Genomic DNA, 22,116 nt, shown 5'->3' on the forward strand with positions numbered 1-22,116 from the left:
GTGGGATATGCGGGCAGCGTGGCTGTTGGCGGGCGCACTGGCGCTTGCCGGATGCGTGCAGGATCGCGCGGCGCCGGGAGGGTCGGCCGCGATCCGCTCGACGCTGGTCCCGATCGACCCGAGCGACACCGCCGGACTGCGCAAGGTCGGCGCGGAAATCCTGTTCTGGAGCCAGGCGCAGCGCGACGCCAATTTCCCCCATATGGAGCGCATCTTCCCCGGCAACATCGTCCGCCGAGGTGCGAGGGTGCGACCGCTTCCGGCCGGCGTGCCGCTGCCGGTGGCGGATGGCGACATCGACGCATTCATGGCGCAGCAGAATGTGGCGGGCCTGATCGTCCTCCAGGACGGCAAGGTGCGGTTGGAGCGCTATGCCCGCGGCTATGGCCGGGAAGGACGCTATACCAGTTTCTCGGTGGCCAAGTCGTTCACCTCCGCGCTGGTCGGCGCCGCGATCCGCGACGGCCATATCCGCAGCGTGACCGAGCCGGTGACGAAGTATATCCCGGAACTGGCCGGCAGCGGCTATGACGGCGTCACCATTGCCCAGTTGCTCACCATGACGTCGGGCGTGCGGTGGAACGAGGACTATACCGACCCGAAATCCGATGTGGCGCGGATGTTCCTGGAGCCCGTGCCGGCGGGCGAAGATCCTACCGTCTACTATATGAAGACCCTGCCGCGCGAGTTCGAGCCGGGCAGCAAATGGGTCTACAAGACCGGCGAGACCAATTTGATCGGCGTGCTGGTCATGCGCGCGACGGGCAAGCCGCTGGCGACCTATCTCAGCGAGAAGGTCTGGCGGCCGTACGGCATGGAGCAGGACGCCTTCTGGATGGTCGACCCCTCGGGGCGCGAGGTCAGCGGATGCTGCCTCTCGGTCAGCCTGCGGGACTATGCCCGGATGGGCCAGTTCGCGATGGACGGCGGCAAGGGAGTGGTGCCGGCCGACTGGTTCGCCGACTCGACCCGCGCCCATGCGTCGATCGGCGTCCCGGGATATGGCTATGGCTATCAATGGTGGACCTACCCCCAGGGCAGGTTCGGCGCGCAGGGCATTTTCGGCCAGACCATCCGCGTCGACCCGAAATCGCGCGTCGTGATCGCAGTGTCGGCGGCGGCGCCCAAGGCAAGCGATCCGGGCTACGGCCGGGCACGCACGGCGTTTCTCGATCGGTTGTTCGAGGCTGCAGCCCGCTAATGCATATTCTTGCAGTATGCGGCAGAGCCTAATCGCTCGTTATCAAATAGTGAACGGTTGATCATAGACAAGTTATGGACTGGAAACGTGAAATTGGAATTGCTCATCTTGTGAAGCAGAAGGTGGCTCAAGTGGATACCGCCTGCCTATGGCCTCATCCATTGCCGGAAGTGGCAGCAAGTGACACCGACCTCATCTCGCTTGAGGCGCATTTGGGAGTATCTCTGGATCCCAAATTACGAACGTTTTTGCTGCATGCCGATGGTTGGCGGTCATTTTATCAATCGGTAGATGTGTTTGGCTTGAACGATTTCCGGGGTGGAGAGCGAAAGCACAGAGCCGAAATTCTGCTTGAGACGCTGGAAGATATTTGAGGTTTGTGCGATTTTCGAGCCGATGAGCTAATGCCTTTTGCAGTTTGTAGCGACGATATTGATGTCTTCGTGATCTCAAACCAAGTGTCCCACACCCCAGGTAAGATTCTGTGGTTTGCAGGAGGATTGATCGATACATTCCCCGATTTTGAGGAGTGGTTTCTCGCTATGGTCGACTACAATCGACGACTATACTTTCGTTTGCGGAGCTGACTGAAACGAAATGATGCAATTTCCTTAGCGCGAGCGACGGAAATAACACGGCCGGAGACGGGTGACCTTACCGCGCGAACCCTGCGCCACGAGCCACATGAGGGCGTGGCGAGCAACTTATGGGCTGGCGACCTGAATGAGCAGTTGGCTGGCGGACTCAGCCGCGGACGTCTCGAGCGATGGGCGCGCGGCGCGCCTTTCAGGTCATTCGACCCGTTCGAAATGCCCGGCGTCGAAGCCCGATACTGCCAGCGCGACGATGCGGTCGGCGACGACTTCGGGACCCTTCAGCGTCGCCGGATCCTCGCCCGGGAAGGCGCGGGCGCGCATCTGGGTTCGGGTGGCGCCGGGGTCGAGCAACGCGGTGCGGATCGCGCTGAGGTTGCGGACCTCCTCGCCATAGCTGAGCACCAGATTCTCGAACGCCGCCTTGGACGCGCCGTACATGCCCCAATAGGCGCGCGCGGTGCGGCCGACGCTGGAGGTCAGGCCGATCACCTTGCCCGCCTCGGCGCGGCGCAGCATCGGGTCGAACGCGGCCAGCAAGGCCGCCTGCGCGCTGACGTTGAGCGTCAGGACGCGGGCAAAGTCCTTGCCGTCGATCGCGGGGACCGCACTGAGATTGCCCAATGTCGCTGCATTCAGCACCAGCAGGTCGAGCGCGGGCCAGCGGCCCTCGATCGCCTGGGCCAGCTTCGCGATGCTGTCATTCTCGACCAGGTCGAGCGGGGCGATGGTCGATGACCCGCCCGCCGCATGGATCGCATCCTCGACTTCCTCCAGGCCGCCCGCGGTGCGTGCGGTCAGGATGACATGCGCGCCGGCCGCGCCCAGCGCAGTGGCGGTCGCGGCGCCGATGCCGCGGCTCGCGCCGGTGACGAGCGCGATGCGGTTGGATAGGGGCTTGTCGGTCATGGGATCCAGATAGAGAGAGTGCGGCTCAGCTCACGCGTTCTTCGAGCAAAGCGAACTGGTCCGCGGGCGGCGCCAGTTCGTCCTGATCGGTCAGCGTGGTCGGATAGTCTCCGGTGAAGCAGGCGTCGCAATAGCCCGGCTTGTCGCTCGAACGGTCCTGCTCGCCAAGCGCCTTGTACAGGCCGTCGATCGACACGAACGCCAGGCTGTCGCAATGGATGAAACCGGTCATCCCTTCCACGTCCAGCTTCGACGCGAGCAGCTTCTCGCGCTCGGGCGTATCGACGCCGTAGAAGCAGCTGTGCCGCGTCGGCGGCGATGCGATGCGCAGATGCACTTCCTTCGCACCGGCATCGCGCATCATCTGCACGATCTTCAGGCTGGTGGTGCCGCGCACGATCGAATCGTCGATCAGCACGACGCGCTTGCCCGCGATCAGGTCCTTGTTGGCATTATGCTTCAGCTTCACGCCCAGATGCCGGACCTCGGCGCTGGGCTGGATGAAAGTCCGACCGACATAGTGCGAGCGGATGATGCCCAGCTCGAACGGAATGCCCGATTCCTGGGCATAGCCGATCGCGGCAGGGACGCCGGAATCGGGCACCGGAACGACCAGGTCGGCCTCGACCGGCGCCTCGATCGCCAGCTGCGCGCCGATCGCCTTGCGCACCGAATAGACCGATCGGTTCTGCGAGATCGAATCCGGGCGCGAGAAATAGACATATTCGAAGATGCAGGGACGCGCGGCCTGCGGCGCGAACGGGCTGTGCGACTGGATGTCCTTGCCCTTCACAATCACCAGCTCGCCCGGCTGCACGTCGCGGACATAGTCCGCGCCGACCACGTCGAGCGCGACGCTTTCCGACGCGAAGATGATCGCATCGCCCAGCTTGCCCATCACCAGCGGACGGATGCCCAGCGGATCGCGGCAGGCGATCATGCCCTCGGGCGTCATGCAGATCAGCGAATAGGCACCCTCGACCTGCTTCAGCGCGTCGATGAACCGGTCGATCAGCGTGCGATAGCTCGAGGTGGCGACCAGGTGGATGATCACCTCGGTATCCGAGGTCGACTGGAAGATCGCGCCGCGGCGCACGAGGTCGCGGCGCAGGCGCATCGCGTTCGAGATGTTGCCGTTATGCGCGATCGCGAAGCCGCCCGTCGCCAGTTCGGCATAGAGCGGCTGGACGTTGCGCAGCGACGTCTCGCCCGTGGTCGAATAGCGCACATGGCCGCACGCGGTGGTGCCGTGCAGCGGCCGGATCGTCTCGTCGCGGTCGAAATTGCCGGCGACATGGCCCATCGCGCGATGCGTATGGAACATGCGGCCGTCGAAGCTGGTGATTCCTGCGGCTTCCTGGCCGCGATGTTGAAGGGCGTGAAGGCCAAGGGCAACCATGGCGGCTGCGCCCTCTGCGCCGGACACGCCGAAGATGCCACACTCCTCGCGGAGCTTGTCGTCGTCGAACGGATTGGTGGTGAGCATCGTACCTATGGGTTCGGTTACGGTTGCCGCCCTATATAGGCTGGGTTCCGGTTTGTCGCCCGTTCGTCACAAAATCTTTGTTCGCCCCGGAAACCCGGCTTCGCTAGGGGAATGGGCATGGCCGACGAACGCGAAACCGGGCTGGTGCTCGATCCGAAATATGATGCCTCCGGACTGGTGACGGCGGTGGCGACCCATGCCGATTCGGGCGAGGTGTTGATGGTCGCGCATATGAACGCGGACGCGCTGGCCGCGACGCTGGCGACGGGCGAGGCGACCTTCTGGTCGCGCAGCCGTGCCCGGCTGTGGAAGAAGGGCGAGACGTCGGGCCATGTGCTGAAGGTGCGCGAGCTGCGCGTCGACTGCGACCAGGATGCGATCTGGATGCGGGTCGATCCGATGGGCCCGGCCTGCCACACCGGTGAACCCAGCTGCTTCTACCGCGTGGTGCGCGACGGCCGGCTAGAACGCGTATGAAGCCGGCGGCGCTGATCGCGCTGCTGGTTCTCGGCGCCTGTTCGGGCGCGGGCGACAGCGGGAAGAGCGCGAAGCCGGGGCAGCCGCAGGATCTCGAGTCTGCCGCGGTCGAGCGGGGCCTGGTCCGCGATCCTGGCGATCGCGACCTTGCCGGCGTCTATGCCCGCGACACCGACCGGCTGTGCATCGTCGCCGATGGCGACGCGTACCGGATCGGCGCGTTCGTCGATTATGGCGACCGCAACGGGTGCAGCGGGCAGGGGAGCGTGACGCGCGCCGGCAGTGCGCTTCGGGTCGAGCTGAACGGCCAGGGCGGCCGCACCTGCGCGTTCGAGGCGAAGCTGGACGGCGAGCGCATCGATTTCCCCGCCGCGCTTCCCGAGGCATGTGCCGGGCTGTGCAGTGGAAGGGCGTCCTTCTCGGCGCTGGAAGCAGAGCGGATCAGCGACTCCACCTCGGAAGCACGGGCGCTGCGCGACCCGAATGGCAAGGCGCTCTGCGGCGGTTAAGGGGCCCGAGCCTTTATTCCCTTCCCGCTTGCGCAAGGGGAGCAGGTGTTGACGTTCACGTAAAGGGAAACTAGCTTCCGACCCATGGGAGCAGCTATCCATATCGAGGCGCTTGCGCCGATCGAGCCGCGGACCGACCGCGACAGCTTCAGCATCTCGGACCTGTGCACCGAGTTCGGGGTCACCGCCCGGGCGCTTCGTTTCTACGAGGACGAGGGGCTGATCGGACCCGAGCGGCGCGGCACCGCGCGCATCTATTCGCACCGCGACCGGGCGCGGCTCGCCTGGATCCTGCGCGGCAAGCGCGTCGGGTTCAGCCTGGCCGAGATCCGCGAGATGATCGACCTGTATGACGTGGGTGACGGCCGCAAGGTTCAGCGCCAGGTCACGCTGGAGCGGTGCCTCGACCGCATTCGCCTGCTCGAGGCGCAGAAGCGCGACATCGATGCCCATATCGAGGAACTGACCCAATTCGTCGACCTGCTCAAAAGCAGCGACTCCGCACATTGAGGACGAGGACAGCCTGAAATGCCGATCTACACGCCGCCCGTGCGCGACACGCGCTTCATTCTCGATTCCGTCATCGGACTCGATCGCTACGCCGACCTGCCGGGGTTCGAGAATGCGACTCCCGATGTCGTGACCGCCGTCCTGGACGAGGGCGGCAAATTCGTCTCCGAAGTCCTGTTCCCGCTCAACCATTCGGGTGACCAGGAAGGCTGTACCCGTCATGACGACGGCAGCGTCACGACGCCCAAGGGCTTCAAGGAGGCATATCAGGCGTTCGTCGACAGCGGCTGGGGTACGCTGAGCGCGCCGGCGCAATTTGGCGGGCAGGGCATGCCGCACGTGGTGTCGACCGCGTTCCAGGAATATATGATCTCGTCGAACATGGCCTTCGCCATGTATCCGGGGCTGGCGCACGGCGCGATCGCGGCGCTGCTGGTGAAGGGCTCGCCCGAGCAGCAGCAGAAGTATCTGCCCAGGATGGTCACCGGCGAATGGCTGGGGACGATGAACCTCACCGAGCCGCAATGCGGCACCGACCTGGGCCTGATCCGCACCCGCGCCGAACCGCAGGCGGATGGATCGTACAGCATCACCGGCACCAAGATCTTCATCTCGTCGGGCGAGCACGACCTGACGAGCAACATCATCCATCTGGTGCTGGCGAAGACGCCGGGCGCGCCGGAGAGCAGCAAGGGCATCTCGCTGTTCGTGGTGCCCAAGTTCCTGGTCGGCGACGACGGGTCGATCGGCGATCGCAACGCGGTGTCGTGCGGGTCGATCGAGCACAAGATGGGCATCCACGGCAACTCGACCTGCGTCATGAACTATGACGGGGCGACCGGCTGGCTGGTCGGCGAGGAAATGAAGGGCCTGGCCGCGATGTTCATCATGATGAACGCCGCGCGCCTCGGCGTCGGGCTCCAGGGGCTGGCCGTGGGCGAGACCGCCTATCAGAACGCGGTGCAATATGCCGGCGACCGTCGCCAGGGCCGTGCGTTGACCGGGCCGAGCGAACCTCAGGAAAAGGCCGATCCGCTGTTCGTCCATCCCGACGTGCGCCGGATGCTGATGGAGGGCAAGGCGCTGACCGAGGGGCTGCGCGCCCTGTGCCTGTGGGGCGCGTTGCTGGTCGATCTGGAGCATGCCGCCGCCACCGAGGAAGAACGCCAGCAGGCGGCCGACCTGATCGGGCTGCTGACCCCGGTGATCAAGGGCGTCGGCACCGATATCGGCTATAATGTCGCGACCAATGCGCAGCAGGTCTATGGCGGCCATGGCTACATCGCCGAATGGGGCATGGAGCAATATGTCCGCGATGCCCGGATCGCGATGATCTACGAAGGGACCAACGGGATCCAGGCGATGGATCTGGTGGGTCGCAAGCTGGCACAGAATGGCGGGCGTGCGGTCCAGGCATTGTTCAAGCTCGTCAGCGAGGAAACGGCTGCCGTCAAGGGCGACGAGTCGGTGGCGGGCTTCGCCGAGGCGCTGGAAAAGGCGAATGGCCAGCTCCAGGCGGCAACGATGTGGCTGGCGCAGAATGGCTTCCAGAACCCGAACCATGTCGGCGCGGGCGCCTATTCCTACATGCAGTTGACCGGAATCGTCGCGCTGGGCCTGATGTGGCTGCGCATGGCACGGGCGGCGAGCGCGGCGCTTGCGGCAGGCGGCGGCGAGGATGCGAAATTCTACGAGGCCAAGCTGGTCACCGCCCGCTTCTTCGCCGAGCGGATCATGCCTGATGCCGGCGCGCTGCGTCGCAAGATAGAGGCGGGCGCCGACGCGCTGATGGCGCTGGACCCGGAAATGTTCCGCGCCGCCTGAGATCGGCGCTCTGGACAGGCGCCGCCCGGGAGTGGGGGCGGCGCCCGTTCAGGAAGCTGCTTGAGAAAGCGGCGTGCCCAGGCATAAGCGGCGCATGGCTATCGACATCGTTTCCCTCAACCCGCTCGAGCGCGGGCAGCTTCACGTGATGCGCCTGCGGGCGCTGATCTCTTCGGCAGTGCTGCTGGTCCCGGCCATCGCGCTTCCGCTTTTCGTGTTCGCCGACGAACTCGAAATGCTCGAAATGCCGCTGTGGCTTCCGGCGCTGGCCGCCGCGCTGATCGGGTGCTGGATGATACTCAGCGCCGGGCGGCGCTGGCGGCGCTGGGGCTATGCCTTTACCGGGCGCGAACTTCATGTGGCGCATGGCTGGCTGGTGCATGTCCACACGATCGTGCCGGTCTCGCGCGTCCAGCATATCGATGTCAGCCAGGGCGCGTTCGAACGCATCTTCGGCGTGTCGACGCTGAGCCTCCACACCGCCGGGACCGAGGCGAGCGTGGTGGTGCTGCCCGGGGTGACCCGCGACACGGCCGAGGACATCCGTGACGCGATCCGCATCCAGATCGGCAGTCTCGACGCGTGAGTGCTGACCTGCACGACGCCGATGCGCGCCGCCGGCTCCATCCGGTCACGATCTTCCTCGGGTGGATCCGCCGCCTGCCGTCCTATGTGTTCGCGATTCCCGCGCTTGCGGTCGCGCGAGAGGGCTGGGTGGTCCTGGCGGTCGGCGTAGGAATTTTCCTATTCTCCATCATCGGCGCCTGGATTGCATGGCGGACCTTCACCTACCGGATCGACGAGGATGCGCTGGTGATCGAGCGCGGGCTGATCCAACGAAGCCGCCGCGCCATTCCGCTCGAACGGATCCAGGACGTGTCGATCGAACAGAAGCTGTTGCAGCGGCTGTTCGGCGTCGTCTCGGTCCGGATCGAGACCGGCGGCAGCGACTCCGACGAGGGGACGCTGGACAGCGTAAGCACCGCCGAGGCCCAGCGGCTGCGTGAAACGCTGAAAGGCAGCGCGCGCGCCGCGGCCCGGCCGGTGGAGGCCGGTGGAGGCAGCGCGCCCGCGATCATCGCACCCGACACGCCCCTTTTCGCCATGTCGCCGGGTCGCATCCTGTTGTTCGGCGCATTCAGCTTCTCGCTGGTGTGGATGGCGGCGCTGTTCGGCATCTTCCAGTTCGTCGACGACCTTCTTCCCGTCGACCGCCACGATATCGAACGCTGGGTCGACAGCGCCGGAGCACAGGCTTCGGCGGGGATCGGCCTGATCGTCGTGCTGGCGATCGCGCTGTTACTGCTGGTGCTCGGCTTTCTCAGCGGGCTGGTGTCGACCTTCGTTCGGGAATTCGGATTTCGCCTGACGCTGGGCGAGGGCAGGTTCCGCCGGGTGCGCGGGCTGCTGACGCGCAGCGAGGTGGTGATCGCGATCCGCCGGATCCAGCTGGCCGTCGTCCAGCGTCCGCTGGTTTCGGGGCTGTTCGGCTATGCCGGGTTGCAGTTCCAGTCGCTGGGCGGCAGCAACGACAAGGGCGGGCGGCAGGAAATGGCGCCGTTCGCGACCGATGAGGAGATCGGGCGCATCGTCGATGCCGCCGGGATGCCGCGATTCGAGGCGCCGGGACTGAAGCCGGTCGCCTTCGCCCATGTGATCCGATCGTTCGTGTCGAAGGCGGTGCCGTTCATCATCGCGGTCGTCGCGATCGGCAGCTTCGTCACGCGCTGGGCGCTGCTCGGCCTCATCGCGGTGCCGGTGATCGTGGGGGTATCGCTGCTGCTTCGCCGCTTCCACCGCTATGCGCTGCGCGGGACGAGCCTGCAGGTGATGCGCGGCGTGCTGAAACGGCGCGACTGGGTCGTGCCCTATGGCAGCGTTCAGGTGGTGACGGTGCGCCGCGGCCCGCTCCAGCGGCTGCTGGGCGTCGCGACGGTCCAGGTCGACACGGCAGGCGCCCAGCGCCACCGCCCGCATGTCGAGGATGCCCATCTGACGGACGCGATCGAGCTCGCCAGGGAACTGACCGCGCGCGCCTGACCGGGCGGGAAGGTGCCCCGGCGTGCGCCGGGGCACGATCGCTCAGACTTGCTGGAACGCGCCCGTCGTCGGCGCACCGGCATGAGTGGCGCCGAGGAAGGTCAGCAGGTCGTCGATCAGCCGATCGCGCTCGGGCACGAACAGGCCGTGCGGCGCGCCGTCATATTCGATCAGCTGCGCGCCCGCGATGTTGGCGGCGGCGTTGCGGGCAATTTGGACCGGTACGATGGCATCGCCGGTCCCGTGGATCACCAGGGTCGGCACGCCGAACGAAGACAGGTCGCCGCGGAAATCGGTTTCGCCGAACGCATCGACACAGGCGACGGCCGGCTTCAATCCCGACTGGTTGGCGATGCCCCAGGCCCAGTCGAGGACTTCCTGGCTGACCGGGCTCGACAGCATGCCGACGCCGAAGAACTGCTTGAAGAAGGTGGCGAAGAAGGCCGGCTTGTCCTGCATGATGCCGTCGATCATCTCGTCGAACTGTTCGCGCGGCAGGCCGTCGGGATTGTCGCCGGTCTTCAGCATGAAGGGCACGATCGAGCCGACCAGCGCGGTCGAGACCACGCCCTTGCCCTGATGGCGGGACATGTAGCGCGCGACTTCGCCGCCGCCCATCGAGAAGCCGACCAGGCTGGCATCCTCGTCCGCCTCCATCGCGTCCATCACATCGGCGAGATCGTCCGAGAGCGTGTCGTAATCATAGCCGTCAAAGGGTTGATCCGACCGGCCAAATCCGCGCCGGTCGTACGATATGGCGCGAAAGCCGCTTTCCGCCAGCGCCAGTGCAACGGGGTCCCAGCTGTCCGCCGACAGGGGCCAGCCATGGATCAGGATCACGGGGCGGCCGTCGCCCCATTCCTTGACGTACAGCTCGGTACCATCGCGGGTTTCGATATAGGGCATCGGGAAACTCTCCGGTTCGGGGAGGTCCTGAAACGGCACGCCCGCGGCGACGTTCCGCCGGTCGCTTCGGCGCTGGCGCGGCGCATCGCACGGTGCCAGCATGTTGTCGCAAAATTGGAGAGCGATATGCGAGTCGGGTTATTGGCAGGCGCCGCGCTGCTTGCGCTGGCGGGCTGTACCACGGGCGGCGGCAACAGCAGCGACAATGCAACCGTGGCTCAGCAGGCCCCGGCGGCGACCGACTGGGCGCGCTTCCGCGACGCCGCGATCGAGAAATGGTTCGCGGTCGACCCGTCCTTCGCAGTCTATCAGGGGCGCCATGATTTCGACGGCAAGCTTGCCGACTGGAGCGCGGCGGGGCTGAAGGCGCGTGGCGATTTCCTCCGCGCGACGATCCAGGGCGCGCGCGGCTTCACCGGGCTGACCGGCGACGATGCGTTCGAGCGCGATTATGTGATCCAGGTCGCCGAAGGCCAGCTGTTCTGGCTGGAGGATGCCGACCAGCCGCATCGCAATCCGGCCTGGTATGTCGGCGGCGGGCTGGACCCCAACACCTATGTCTCGCGCAACTATGCCGCGCCCGAGGTGCGGATCAAGGCGATGACCGCCTTCCTCCAGAATGTGCCGACGGCGGCAAGGAATATCCGTGCCAATCTGAAGGCGCCGATGCCGGCCAGCTTCATCGCCTATGGCCGCGCCGCATTCGCGGGTTTTGCCGATTATTATGGCGGCGACGCGGTCCGCGCCTTTGCCGCGGTCAAGGACCCGGCGCTGCAACAGGCGTTGAAGTCGGCCGGGACCGAGGCGAGCAAGGCGATGCGCGAGCTCGATGCCTGGCTGGCGACGCTGGAAGGGAGCGCGACGCAGGACTATGCGATGGGCGGCGATCGTTTCTCGCGCATGCTGAAGGCAACCGAGGCGGTCGACATCCCGCTCGACCAGCTGGAGGCGATCGGCAAGGCGGACCTGAAGCGCAACCGCGATGCGCTGATCGCCGAATGCGCCAAATATGCGCCGGGCGCCGACATTCCGGCCTGCGTCGCGAAGATGAATGCGGAGAAGCCGCAGGGTGGTCCGGTCGCCGCGGCGACGCGCCAGATTCCCGAGCTGCGCGACTTCGTCGTCAAGCACGACCTGGTGACGATCCCCGGCACCGAACAGGCGCTGGTGCGGGAGAGCCCGCCCTATAATCGGCAGAACTCGGCCTATATCGATCCGCCCGGACCGTTCGAGAAGGGCATCCCGTCAATCTATTACATCTCGCCGCCCGATCCGAAATGGAGCGCCGCCGAACAGGCAGCCTATATTCCCGGCGAGGACGACCTTCTGTTCACCACGGTGCACGAGGTGATGCCGGGCCACTTCCTGCAATTCCTCCACGCCAACCGGTCCAAATCGCTCTTCGGGCGGCTGTTCGTCGGCTATGCCTTTGCCGAGGGCTGGGCGCATTACAGCGAGGAGATGATGTGGGAAGCCGGGCTGGGCGAGGGAGACCGCGCGGTCCATATCGGCCAACTGTCCAACGCGCTGCTGCGCAACTGCCGCTTCCTGTCGGCGATCGGGCTGCATGCGCAGGGCATGACCCAGGCCCAGTCGGAGACGATGTTCCGCGAGCAATGCTATCAGGATGCCGGCAATGCCCGGCAGCAGGCGGCGCGCGGCACCTATGACCCTGCCTATCTCAACTATACGCTGGGCAAGCTGATGATCCGCCGCCTGCGCCAAGACTGGACCGCCACCCATGGCGGGCGTCAGGCTTGGAAGGCCTTCCACGACCAGTTCCTGGGCTATGGCGGGCCGCCGATCCCGCTGGTCCGCCGGGCGATGATGGGCGAGGAGACGGCAAGGGCGGTCTTCTGACCGCCGACCCGGCGGATTCATCCACGCTTCCGCCGGGAACTCCGTGGCGTTTCGACGGGTTGTTGGATCGACCAGACGAACGGAATGGAGACGAAGATGGGCAAGGGTATCCTGTTGTGGCTGTTGGGAATTCCGATTCCCATCATCATCCTGCTGCTGATTTTCTTTCGTTGATAGATGGCCGGCTTCACGCGACGTGATCGGATAAATTCACAACGGGCACAGCTGCACTCTTGCTGCGCTGCAACATAATCATTATACTGCTCTGATGGATAACGTTCAGGACAACGCTGACAGCCCGCCCGCCAATCCTGCCATGACGCTGTTCGAGGCGGTGGTGCGGCAACGCTGCGTCTCGGTGACGTACAACCGCAAGCGGATGATCCTGGCGCCGCACATCGTCTATACCCGCAATGCCGGCATGTATATCGATGCGATCACCGTCTCGCTGGAAGGCATGCTGCCGCGCGAGGTGAAGCTTGGCACGTTCAAGGTCGATGGCCTGAGCGAGATCAAGCTGATCGAACGTCCGTTCGAGATCAATCCGATCTTCGAACCGGAAGCGATGAAGTATGAGAATGCGATCCTGATGAAGGTCGAGCCGAACAGCGAGGCAGCGGCCGCCTGAGCGGCTTTGCATTCAATCAGGACGCGTCCGGCAGCCCCTGATAAGTATCGATCAATTCGAAGATGCGGGTCAGCGCGACCTGTTCCTCCGGCGTGATCTCCGGGCGCCAGATCTCGAAGAGCAGCACGACCCGGGTCGCATCGCCGCGATTCCATGCCTCGTGCTCGAAGCTGTCGTCGAAGATCAGCGTCTTTCCCTCGCGCCATTCGCGCGTCTCGGCCCCGACGCGGATGCCGCAGCCGGGCGGGACGATCAGCGGCAGGTGGCAGATCAGCCGCGTGTTGAGGACGCCGTGGTGCGGACGGATATGCGTGCCGGGTCGCAGGACCGAGAACAGTCCCATCGGCGACCATTTCGCGATCATCGGCCGAGGCGTTTCCGCCAGCGCCGCCATGGTGACCGGGCAGCGCGCTGCATTGGCAGCGACCGGCTCGCCATTCTTCCACAGGAAGAAGGCGCTCCAGCTGGGGTCGTCGAGTAGCGAATTAGCGGGGGCAGGGCGTCCTTGCGCGCGCTCGACATAGGGCTGGAACCCGTCCTCGCCGCCAGCCAGCACCGCCTCCAGTTCAGCGCGGATCGCAGGTACCTGCGCCTCGAGCCGCGGCAGCCAGTCGAATTCCTCGCGACCGTAGAAGGGGCGCTGCGGCAACCCGGGAAAATAGAACATCGACGGCTGCTGAAGATAGAGCTGGGTGCGGCCGAGCAGCAGGTCGACGGCATCGGCCATGCGCCGCCCGCCCTGTCCGCCGTCGATCCCGGCGAGCAGATGAGCTTCGAACCTTTGTCCGGCATCGGCAAGAAATCGTCGCGCGCCGTCGATCATCGTCGCCAGACCCGGTGCGGCCTGACCCGTGCCCGCCAACGCAAGCGCGGCGCGGAAGAAATGGGTGGCGGCGCGGTCGTCGCCGTCGATCCGCTTGCGATCCCCCATCATCAGCAGTGCGCCGATCGCTCGCGGGTCCTCGGCCAGCGCAGCCTCCAATGCGCTCGTCTCGGCAGCGACATCGCCCAACTGGCGACAGGCCTGAGCCAGCATCGCCCATGGGCGGCGCGCGCCGGGCGGCGGGGGCAGGGCGACCGCGCGCTCGAACAGCGACCGGGCATCCGCGGCGCGTCCGGCGCGGAACGCCTGGATGCCCGCACCGGTCAGCGCCTCGAACTGGGATCGGGGATCAACGTTCATGTGAAGCCGATGCTGCCCGGCAAGGCGCGGATCGTCAATTGCGGCCGGATCCCATGAGCGGTGCGAAAAAATCCCGGTAATCGACGATTGAGTGGCCCGCCCGACTATGCTGTTCATTGCGAATGAACTTCATGCAGTTCCTCAAGTCGCTCGACGATCTGCTCTACGAGGTCATGAGCTGGGTGGTGTTCTACCCGATCACCTTCTGGGGCACGTTGAGCCGGCCCTGGGCGATGATGGACTATGCCGATGCGCAGCTCGAGCTGCCCGAGGCCGATCAATATGGCGAAACGCTGAGCCCGCCACTCTTCCTGTTGCTGACCTTGCTGCTCAGCCACGGGATCGAACTGACCCTGGTCGGTGAAAGCAGCCTGATCGCGAGCAAGCATGGCCTTGCGGCGCTGATCAGCGACGATACCAGCCTGTTGATGATGCGATTGCTGGTGTTCAGCATCTTTCCCCTGATCATGGCAGTCCGGCTGGTGCGGCGTCAGCATCAGGGCTTGACGCGCGATACGCTGCGCCAGCCTTTCTATGCGCAATGCTATCTTGCCGGGCCGTTTGCGCTGATGATCGGATTGGGCGGCCTGGTGACGCAGACGCCCTGGTCCTGGGGGCATGGTGCGGGCCTGATGCTGATGGCGGCGGCATTCCTCTGGTATGGCGGGCTGCAGGTCAGCTGGTTCGCCCGCAAGCTGGAACTGCCGATATGGCGCGGATTCCTGACCGCATCGATCGGGATGATCGAGAGCCTTGTCGCGATCGCCTTGCTGGCGCCGTTACTGGTTTAGGAAAGCCAAGCCGGATCGCCGAGACGCCAGTGCAGCCCGGGCCTGCGTCAGAACTTGCCGCCGCCGCCGCGCCAGTTCCCGACTTCGCAACGGCCGCTGAACGGCTGCATCCCGCGAATTGTGATCGCACCGCTGCGGCGATCGATCGTCACCGTGGGACGGTTCAGCCCGTTCAGGCGATAGCGACCGGTGATGCGATCGGGTGCCATCACCAGATCGGTCAGGTCCCACCAGCCATTGTCGCCGCCGGAGCGGATTGCAGGGATCATCGTCCCGCCCAGATGGATTCGGCCGCGGCCATGCCAGATCTCGATCTGGACATCGGAATTATAGCCTTCGCGGCCGAGGCCAGTTTCGGAATAGGGCTCGTAGCGGTGGCTGTCGTAATTGTAGCGATAGCCGGAGCGATACTCGGTCGCGAGCTTCGTTCCGCCGCCGAAGCAGATCAGCGTGAGCGAATCGTCGCCATTGTCCCCATAACCGCCGCCGCGCGGCGGGGGCGGGCCCCAGTCCGGTCGGTCACTGCCGGGACGGCCGGGGCCGTTGCCGGGCCGGTCATTGCCCCAGCCGGGCCGCTCGTCCTGCGGCGGTCGTTGTGGCGGGCGCTGCTGCTGACGGTCGGAGCAATTCCCCTCGGGCACGCGGCCGATGCTGGCATAGCGGCCATCGCGGGTGGCGACCTGAACGCAACTCCGTCCGTTCCACCAATAGGTCCAGTTAGCGCCCTGTGCCTGGGTGCTCCCTGCGGAGTTCCAGCCCCGCGCCTGCATCTGCGTCTCGGCACCCGCGGCGCGGGCGCCGACCAGATCGGCAAGTTCGGGGGGAGTCTGGGTCGATTGCGCGGCGGCAGGCAGGGCTGCCGCGGACGCGACCAGCGCAGCGCCGGAAAGCGCCAGGGTTTCGAAGGTCGCCATCTTGTTCTCCTGCCAGTTCCGGTCGTGCGCCAGTCCCGCGCGCAGCCAAGGCTAACATGAGCCAGTGATGGTGAGAACGGTGTCCGAACCGGAAGTGCCGGCTGCAATCGATAACATCATGCGATTCGTCGATAAGGTGTTCTATTCTTGACCGCTATCCTCGGTTCTATTCCGATCCCAGGCTCACGAAGCTGTCCATCACGCGCTTGCGTCCCGCCTGTTCGAAATCGATTTCCAGCTTGTTGCCTTCGATTTCCGCGATCGTGCCATAGCCGAATTTCTGGTGGAACACGCGCAGGCCCACCGACAGGTCGCTGCGCGGCTTCGCGCCGAAGCTCACCGCGCTGGCGCGGCTCTCAACGATGCGCGGCTGCTCGCGGGTGAAGGTGCGCGAGGTGAAGCCGCCGCCGGGGTTCCTGGTATCGACCCCGGCCGCACGCTGCCAGCCGGGGCCGCGACCGGTGCCGCGGCCGACATCGGCGAACGGGTCGGCACGATCGGACCAGTTGGCCTGCCACAGGCTGGCGCCGCCGGTCATGGTCGATTCGGACTCGGTATGCGCCTCGGGCAGCTCGGCGATGAAGCGGCTGGGCAGCGAACTGGTCCACTGGCCATAGATGCGGCGATTGGCGGCATGGAGGATGATCGCCTGGCGCCGCGCGCGGGTGATCGCGACATAGGCGAGGCGGCGCTCCTCCTCCAGCGAGGCGAGCCCGCCCTCGTCGAGCGCGCGCTGCGACGGGAACAGCCCTTCCTCCCAGCCGGCGAGGAACACGGTGTCGAACTCCAGCCCCTTGGCGGCATGGATGGTCATGATCGTGACCTTGGGTTCCTCGGCCTGCGCCTCGTTGTCCATCACCAGGCTGACATGCTCGAGAAAGGCGGTGAGCGATTCATACTCCTCCATCGCCCGGACGAGTTCGTTGAGATTCTCCAGCCGCCCGGCCGCCTCGGCGGTGCGATCCGCCTGCCACATCGCGGTATAGCCGCTCTCGTCCAGGATGATCCGGGCGAGTTCGGGATGGGGCAGGGTGTCGCCCATCGCGCGCCAGCGGGCGATGTCGCCGACCAGATTGCCCAGGCTGCGGCGCGCCTGCGGCGTCAGTTCGTCGGTGTCGAGGATGCGCGCGGCGGCAACGGTCAGCGGCAGCTGTCCGGCGCGGGCAAGCTGGTGGACCTTGGCCAGCGCCTTGTCGCCCAGGCCCCGCTTGGGCACATTGACGATGCGTTCGAACGCCAGATCGTCGGCGGGTTGCGAGACGACGCGCAGATAGGCGAGCGCGTCGCGGATTTCGGCGCGTTCGTAGAAGCGGAAGCCGCCGACGATGCGGTACGGCATGCCGATCGCGATGAACCGGTCCTCGAATTCGCGCGTCTGGTGCTGGGCACGCACCAGGATCGCGGTGCGATCGACGCTCAGGCCGCCGCGCTGCAGCCCCTCGATCTCCTCGCCGACCCTGCGCGCTTCCTCCGGGCCGTCCCAGATGCCGAGCACCTTGACCTTCTCGCCGTCCTGATGCTCGGTCCACAGCGTCTTGCCCAGGCGTCCGGAATTGTTGGCGATGACGCCCGATGCGGCGGCCAGGATGTGCGGGGTCGAGCGATAATTCTGTTCGAGCCGGATCACCTTGGCGCCGGGAAAGTCCTTCTCGAACTTCAGGATGTTCTCGACCCGAGCGCCGCGCCACGAATAGATCGACTGGTCGTCGTCGCCGACGCAGCACAGGTTCTTGCGCTCCTGCGCCAGCAGGCGGAGCCAGAGATACTGGACGCTGTTGGTGTCCTGATATTCGTCGACCATCACATATCGGAAGCGCTGCTGATACTGCTGCAGCACGTCGCGGTGCGTCTTCAGGATGGTCAGCATGTGGAGCAGCAGGTCGCCGAAGTCGCACGCGTTCACCGCGCGCAGCCGGTCCTGATACTGGGCATAGAGCGACTGGCCGCGGCCGTTCGCATAAAGCTCGGACTCGCCGGCATCGAGGTCGGACGGCACCAGCCCCTTGTTCTTCCACCCGTCGATCAGCCCGGCGAGCTGGCGCGCGGGCCAGCGCTTCTCGTCGAGGTCGTTGGCGACGATCAACTGCTTGAGCAGCCGCATCTGGTCGTCGGTGTCGAGGATGGTAAAGTTGCTCTGCAGCCCGACCAGCTCGGCATGGCGGCGCAGCATCTTGGCGCCGATCGCGTGGAAGGTGCCGAGCCACGGCATCCCCTCGACCGCGTCGCCGACCAGCCGGCCGACACGCTCGCGCATCTCGCGCGCCGCCTTGTTGGTGAAGGTGACCGACAGGATTTCGCTGGGATAGGCCTTGCGCGTCCACAGCAGGTGCGCCAGCCGCGCGGTGAGCGCCGCGGTCTTGCCGGTGCCGGCGCCGGCAAGCACGAGGACCGGCCCTTCGGTGGTGAGCACGGCATCGCGCTGCGGCGCGTTCAGGCCCTTCAGATAGGGCGGATCCTGGCTTTCGGCGGGGAGACTCATCGGCGAACAGTTAGGGAACGCGGCCCCCGAGGGCAAGTTGCCGCGTCAGCGCCGCTTCGCGCACCAGATCGGATACATGCCGTTGAACAGCCGCGGGTTGCGGATTTCCCAGGCGTGGAGCGCCGCGAGATCGCGCAGGTGCGGATCGTCCGGATGGTCGGTCAGCCATGCGTCGCGCGCCGCGCGGCCGGGCAGGTCGATCTGCAGCAGGTCCAGCCCCAGCGCGGCGAGCGCCCGGCCGATCCGCGGCAGATCGAACGCATCCTCATGCGCGTGCAGCAGCAGGTCGTGGACGCCGCCCATCGAGTGGAAATCGACCGATCGCACGATCGGGTGGTCGGGCTCGTCGATGAACCGGGCGCGCACGTCGCGCACCAGTGCCGGCGTGACGGGCCGATCGACCAGGTCGGCGATCCGCGCTCGCGCCGCCCGCACCTGCATCCGGGAAAAGCGGCTGTAGAGCATGACCCGCATCGTCCCGCCGGGTTTCAGCGCAGCGGCCAGCGCGGCCCAGCCGGCCTCGGGATCGGCGAGATGATGGAGCACGCCGCTGCTGGCGATATGATCGAACGGGCCGACCTCGCCCGCACGGTGAAGGTCGAGCTCGCACAGCGTCAGGTTCGGCGCGTCGCACCGCTCGCGCGCATAGGCCAGCGATGTCGGGCTCAGGTCGATGCCGGTTACCTGCGCCCCCGGCGCGTCGGTGGCCAGCCGCTGCGCCTCGCGACCGGTGCCGCAGCCGGCGACGAGCAGATGCGCGCCGTCGGCCAGCGGCGCCAGCCCGTGATCGGCACGGAGCCGGTCGAGCCCGCCGGGCGGATCGCGCATCGCGCGCTGCCACACCGGATAGGGCCAGCCGGCATATTGCGCCGCGACCGCCCGTGTCACCGGATCGGCATGGTCGGGGGCAGCATGGCCGGGCAGGGGCGGGAGATAGGCCGCGGCGAAGTCGGCCGCATCGGACAGCGCGTCTTCCTCCAGTGCATCGAACAGCCAGGTGCCGCCATGATGGCCGGCCTGTGCGATCAGCGCCGCGGCTGTGTCGGGAAAGTCGCCATGGCGGCGCTCGAGCAGCAGCCAGCGGCGCAGCGCGGTCAATGGCCGTTCGATCTCGACCAGCGTGAGCTGCGTCTGGCCGAGCAGGTCGCGGGCGAAGCCGTCCGCCTCCAGCCAGCGCGCGAAGACTTCGGGCGCGGCATCCGCGGCGGGCACTCTCCCGGCGTCGCGCAGCACCTGCCAGCCGGCACGTTCGATCCAGCGCGGATCGACATCGCGGTCGAGCAGCAGCCCGTGTACCACCGCCTCGTCCGCGGCACACGCACGGTCGGGACGGTGGCGGAACCTGCGCACCAGGGAGCTTTTTTCGGCGGGCGTCACCCTCGCGTGGCTAGACCATCGCCCCGCGCCGGCCAAGTAAATCGACCGCCTGCGCAACGATGCAGCTACCTGTCATCGATCCGTCATCACATTGTCATACGGCGCGCCCAGAGGCGCGCTCATCATGGCGACACTCGCACTGGACCAGGCTCCACAGACCGAAACGTCCACCGCGCGACGATTCGACCACGAAACCCATCCGATCGCGAAGCTGTTGTTCGCCGCATTGATGATCGGCGGGCTGGTGTTCGCGGGCTGGAGCGTGCTGACCGACACCGCCGGCGTCGGCGAGCATCTGGCGGTCGGCGTGTTCGCGTTCCTGGCGGTTGCGCTGCTGATCGCGCTGGGGTTCGAGTTCGTGAACGGGTTTCACGACACCGCCAATGCGGTCGCCACGGTAATCTACACCAATTCGATGCCGGCGCATGTCGCGGTCGTCTGGTCGGGCATCTTCAACTTCCTGGGCGTGATGTTCGCCAGCGGCGCGGTCGCCTATTCGATCATCACGCTGCTGCCGGTCGATCTGATCCTCAACGTCGGATCGGCGGCGGGCTTCGCGATGATCTTTGCGCTGCTGATCGCGGCGGTGCTCTGGAACCTGGCGACCTGGTATGTCGGCCTGCCCAACAGTTCCAGCCACACGCTGATCGGATCGGTCCTGGGCGTCGGCTTTGCCAACCAGATCATCCAGGCGGGATCGCGCGGCGGCACCGCCGGGGTCGACTGGAGCCAGGCGCAGAAGGTGCTGACCGGATTGTGGATGGCGCCGCTGATCGGCTTCTTCGCCGCGATGCTGCTGTTCTTCGTGTTGCGCATGCTGGTGCGCAATCCCAAGCTGTACAAGGCGCCCGAAGGCAACGCCCCGCCGCCGCGCGGCATCCGTGCGCTGCTGATCTTCACCTGCACCGCGGTGTCGTTCAGCCACGGGTCGAACGACGGACAGAAGGGCATGGGCCTGATCATGCTGATCCTGATCGGCTGTGCGCCGACCGCCTATGCGCTCAATCGCACCCAGGCAGACAGCGCGACGCCGGCCTTCGTGCAGACGGCGAATGCCGCGACCGCGATATTCGACGCGCGCGCCGGCTCGATCAGCCTGCCGATCGACCAGGCACGCGTCGAACTGACGACCGCGCTGCAGAATCGCAAGGTCCATGGCCAGCAGACCTGGGCCGCGCTGGAAACGCTGTCGCGCGACCTGACGCAGCGGGTTCAGGGCTATGGCTCGCTGAGCAAGGTACCGGCGGAAGCCACGTCGAACGTGCGGACCGACATGTATCTGGTGCTGGACAGCACCAAGCTGATCACCAAGAAGCCGCCTGCGGATGTGAGCCAGGCCGACACGGCTGCGTTGACCGCCTATCAGGGCAAGCTGGAGGCCGGAACGCGCTATATCCCGCTCTGGGTGAAGATCGTGGTCGCGATCGCGCTGGGGCTTGGCACGATGATCGGCTGGAAGCGGATCGTCATCACCGTCGGCGAGAAGATCGGCAAGACGCACATGACCTATGGCATGGGCGCGTCGGCCGAGATGGTCGCCGCCTGCACCATCCTGGCCGCCGACCGGCTCGGGCTGCCGGTGTCGACCACGCATATCCTGTCGTCCGGGGTCGCCGGTGCGTCGGTCGCGAACGGCGCGGGCCTGCAGACGCGCACGCTGCTCCAACTGGCCGCGGCATGGCTGCTGACGCTGCCGGTCGCGATGCTGTTGTCCGGCGGGCTCTACTGGCTGTTGCTGACGATCGTCCGCGCAAACGGCATCGGCTGACGCGGCTCCCGGCGGCGCCAATCGCGATGCGTCTGGCTGCTGGTACGGAAAGCCGGTACACTGCACGGATCATGACTGGCGACACGGACGACGATCATTGCGAGTGCGAGGTGCATGGGCATCAGCCTATTAGCTTCGTCTGCACTCATATCGTCGGCCAGTCACCACCGGACACGGCCGGGTTCGTCTCGTTTCCGCAAGCGCATGAGGGCGACTTCAGGGATGCCTGGTGCGAGGCTTGCGACGCCTATCTGCAGAGCAAGGGCGGCGAGTGGATCGAAGACACCGTGGAGGTGCCCGGCGGGATCGCGATCATCTGCGCCCAGTGTTATCGCCAGCGCGAGGCTGATGCCGTCTTGTCGGGACGAAGAACAATTCGATCCCACTGAGTGTGTCACGCCGCCTAGCGGTGGCCGACCTGGTCGATCAGGTGCGATCCATATCTGATGCTGAGCACGAACTGTTTCGCGTCGGTGCGCAGATCGGTCTTCAGCAGCTTTACCGGGTTGGCGATGTAAACGAGGAAGCCCGCCAGCAGCGCCAGCGCCAGAGCGGAAAGAAGCCGTTTACCCGTGGATTGCTCGCGCATGTCCGCCTCCATTGGTGCCGCCTGATCGGAACGCTAGGCAGCAGAGCCTGTCGGCAGGATGAACAAGCCTTG

21 protein-coding genes are annotated in these 22,116 nt (G+C 66.1%); 13 read left to right on the forward strand and 8 right to left on the reverse strand.

Annotated features, from left to right (window positions below; genetic code table 11):
- Positions 1 to 7: 7 nt before the first annotated feature.
- Positions 8 to 1,201: a serine hydrolase domain-containing protein gene (locus tag TPR58_RS11060; RefSeq protein WP_346246720.1), complete on the forward strand. Its 1,194-nt coding sequence runs from the start codon at positions 8 to 10 to the stop codon at positions 1,199 to 1,201.
- 74 nt (positions 1,202 to 1,275) lie between these two features.
- A complete protein-coding gene (locus tag TPR58_RS11065) occupies positions 1,276 to 1,575 on the forward strand; it encodes an SMI1/KNR4 family protein (RefSeq protein ID WP_346246721.1) in 300 nt (99 codons plus the stop codon).
- Between the two features lie 417 nt (positions 1,576 to 1,992).
- On the opposite strand, the gene TPR58_RS11070 is transcribed toward TPR58_RS11065, so the two are convergent.
- Together TPR58_RS11070 and purF are read right to left on the reverse strand one after the other, a co-directional pair.
- Complete coding sequence (locus TPR58_RS11070; RefSeq protein ID WP_346246722.1) at positions 1,993 to 2,703, reverse strand: SDR family NAD(P)-dependent oxidoreductase; 711 nt, start codon at positions 2,701 to 2,703, stop codon at positions 1,993 to 1,995.
- Positions 2,704 to 2,728: 25 nt separating this feature from the next.
- Positions 2,729 to 4,189, reverse strand: a complete 1,461-nt coding sequence (purF, locus tag TPR58_RS11075) for an amidophosphoribosyltransferase (RefSeq protein ID WP_346246723.1) — start codon at positions 4,187 to 4,189, stop codon at positions 2,729 to 2,731.
- Between the two features lie 117 nt (positions 4,190 to 4,306).
- Between purF and hisI the strand changes: the two genes are divergently transcribed.
- The 6 genes from hisI (at position 4,307) to TPR58_RS11105 (ending at position 9,549) form a co-directional block, all read left to right on the forward strand.
- Complete coding sequence (gene hisI / locus TPR58_RS11080) at positions 4,307 to 4,666, forward strand: phosphoribosyl-AMP cyclohydrolase (protein ID WP_346246724.1); 360 nt, start codon at positions 4,307 to 4,309, stop codon at positions 4,664 to 4,666.
- A complete protein-coding gene (locus TPR58_RS11085; RefSeq protein ID WP_346246725.1) occupies positions 4,663 to 5,175 on the forward strand; it encodes a hypothetical protein in 513 nt (170 codons plus the stop codon). The genes hisI and TPR58_RS11085 overlap by 4 nt, the downstream gene beginning before the upstream one ends.
- 84 nt (positions 5,176 to 5,259) lie before the next feature.
- The gene (locus tag TPR58_RS11090) at positions 5,260 to 5,685 is read left to right on the forward strand and encodes a MerR family transcriptional regulator (protein ID WP_346246726.1); all 426 of its coding nucleotides are present in this window, start codon (positions 5,260 to 5,262) and stop codon (positions 5,683 to 5,685) included.
- Positions 5,686 to 5,703: 18 nt separating this feature from the next.
- Positions 5,704 to 7,509, forward strand: coding sequence for an acyl-CoA dehydrogenase C-terminal domain-containing protein (locus TPR58_RS11095; protein WP_346246727.1), 1,806 nt, complete (start codon positions 5,704 to 5,706; stop codon positions 7,507 to 7,509).
- Between the two features lie 94 nt (positions 7,510 to 7,603).
- Positions 7,604 to 8,095 carry a PH domain-containing protein gene (locus tag TPR58_RS11100; protein WP_346246728.1) on the forward strand — a complete coding sequence of 164 codons (492 nt, stop codon included), beginning with the start codon at positions 7,604 to 7,606 and terminating at the stop codon, positions 8,093 to 8,095.
- On the forward strand, positions 8,092 to 9,549 hold the full coding sequence (locus tag TPR58_RS11105) for a PH domain-containing protein (protein ID WP_346246729.1): 1,458 nt from the start codon (positions 8,092 to 8,094) through the stop codon (positions 9,547 to 9,549). Before TPR58_RS11100 ends, TPR58_RS11105 begins: the two co-directional genes overlap by 4 nt.
- A gap of 42 nt (positions 9,550 to 9,591) precedes the next feature.
- Here the strand turns inward: TPR58_RS11105 and TPR58_RS11110 are convergent, their stop codons facing one another.
- A complete protein-coding gene (locus tag TPR58_RS11110) occupies positions 9,592 to 10,455 on the reverse strand; it encodes an alpha/beta fold hydrolase (RefSeq protein WP_346246730.1) in 864 nt (287 codons plus the stop codon).
- A 126-nt stretch (positions 10,456 to 10,581) separates the two neighbouring features.
- Between TPR58_RS11110 and TPR58_RS11115 the strand changes: the two genes are divergently transcribed.
- On the forward strand, positions 10,582 to 12,315 hold the full coding sequence (locus TPR58_RS11115; RefSeq protein ID WP_346246731.1) for a DUF885 domain-containing protein: 1,734 nt from the start codon (positions 10,582 to 10,584) through the stop codon (positions 12,313 to 12,315).
- A gap of 268 nt (positions 12,316 to 12,583) precedes the next feature.
- Positions 12,584 to 12,943: a WYL domain-containing protein gene (locus tag TPR58_RS11120; RefSeq protein ID WP_346246732.1), complete on the forward strand. Its 360-nt coding sequence runs from the start codon at positions 12,584 to 12,586 to the stop codon at positions 12,941 to 12,943.
- A 16-nt stretch (positions 12,944 to 12,959) separates the two neighbouring features.
- Here TPR58_RS11120 and TPR58_RS11125 read toward each other — a convergent pair whose 3' ends face one another.
- Positions 12,960 to 14,126, reverse strand: a complete 1,167-nt coding sequence (locus TPR58_RS11125) for an aspartyl/asparaginyl beta-hydroxylase domain-containing protein (protein ID WP_346246733.1) — start codon at positions 14,124 to 14,126, stop codon at positions 12,960 to 12,962.
- Positions 14,127 to 14,248: 122 nt separating this feature from the next.
- Between TPR58_RS11125 and TPR58_RS11130 the strand changes: the two genes are divergently transcribed.
- Entirely contained in the window at positions 14,249 to 14,917 is a 669-nt protein-coding gene (locus TPR58_RS11130) for a hypothetical protein (RefSeq protein ID WP_346246734.1), read from the forward strand.
- 47 nt (positions 14,918 to 14,964) lie between these two features.
- Here the strand turns inward: TPR58_RS11130 and TPR58_RS11135 are convergent, their stop codons facing one another.
- From TPR58_RS11135 to TPR58_RS11145, 3 genes are all read right to left on the reverse strand, one after another.
- Positions 14,965 to 15,831, reverse strand: a complete 867-nt coding sequence (locus TPR58_RS11135; RefSeq protein WP_346246735.1) for a hypothetical protein — start codon at positions 15,829 to 15,831, stop codon at positions 14,965 to 14,967.
- A gap of 166 nt (positions 15,832 to 15,997) precedes the next feature.
- On the reverse strand, positions 15,998 to 18,310 hold the full coding sequence (locus TPR58_RS11140) for an ATP-dependent helicase (protein WP_346246736.1): 2,313 nt from the start codon (positions 18,308 to 18,310) through the stop codon (positions 15,998 to 16,000).
- 45 nt (positions 18,311 to 18,355) lie between these two features.
- Complete coding sequence (locus TPR58_RS11145) at positions 18,356 to 19,660, reverse strand: methyltransferase (protein WP_346246737.1); 1,305 nt, start codon at positions 19,658 to 19,660, stop codon at positions 18,356 to 18,358.
- Between the two features lie 151 nt (positions 19,661 to 19,811).
- On the opposite strand from TPR58_RS11145, the gene TPR58_RS11150 reads away from it, so the two are divergent.
- Both TPR58_RS11150 and TPR58_RS11155 read left to right on the forward strand, forming a co-directional pair.
- The gene (locus TPR58_RS11150) at positions 19,812 to 21,455 is read left to right on the forward strand and encodes an inorganic phosphate transporter (RefSeq protein ID WP_346246738.1); all 1,644 of its coding nucleotides are present in this window, start codon (positions 19,812 to 19,814) and stop codon (positions 21,453 to 21,455) included.
- Between the two features lie 71 nt (positions 21,456 to 21,526).
- On the forward strand, positions 21,527 to 21,844 hold the full coding sequence (locus TPR58_RS11155) for a hypothetical protein (RefSeq protein WP_346246739.1): 318 nt from the start codon (positions 21,527 to 21,529) through the stop codon (positions 21,842 to 21,844).
- 14 nt (positions 21,845 to 21,858) lie between these two features.
- Here the strand turns inward: TPR58_RS11155 and TPR58_RS11160 are convergent, their stop codons facing one another.
- Positions 21,859 to 22,044 carry a hypothetical protein gene (locus TPR58_RS11160; protein ID WP_346246740.1) on the reverse strand — a complete coding sequence of 62 codons (186 nt, stop codon included), beginning with the start codon at positions 22,042 to 22,044 and terminating at the stop codon, positions 21,859 to 21,861.
- Positions 22,045 to 22,116 lie beyond the last annotated feature (72 nt).

The organism is Sphingomonas rustica (assembly GCF_039652585.1).
Taxonomy (GTDB): domain Bacteria; phylum Pseudomonadota; class Alphaproteobacteria; order Sphingomonadales; family Sphingomonadaceae; genus Sphingomonas; species Sphingomonas rustica.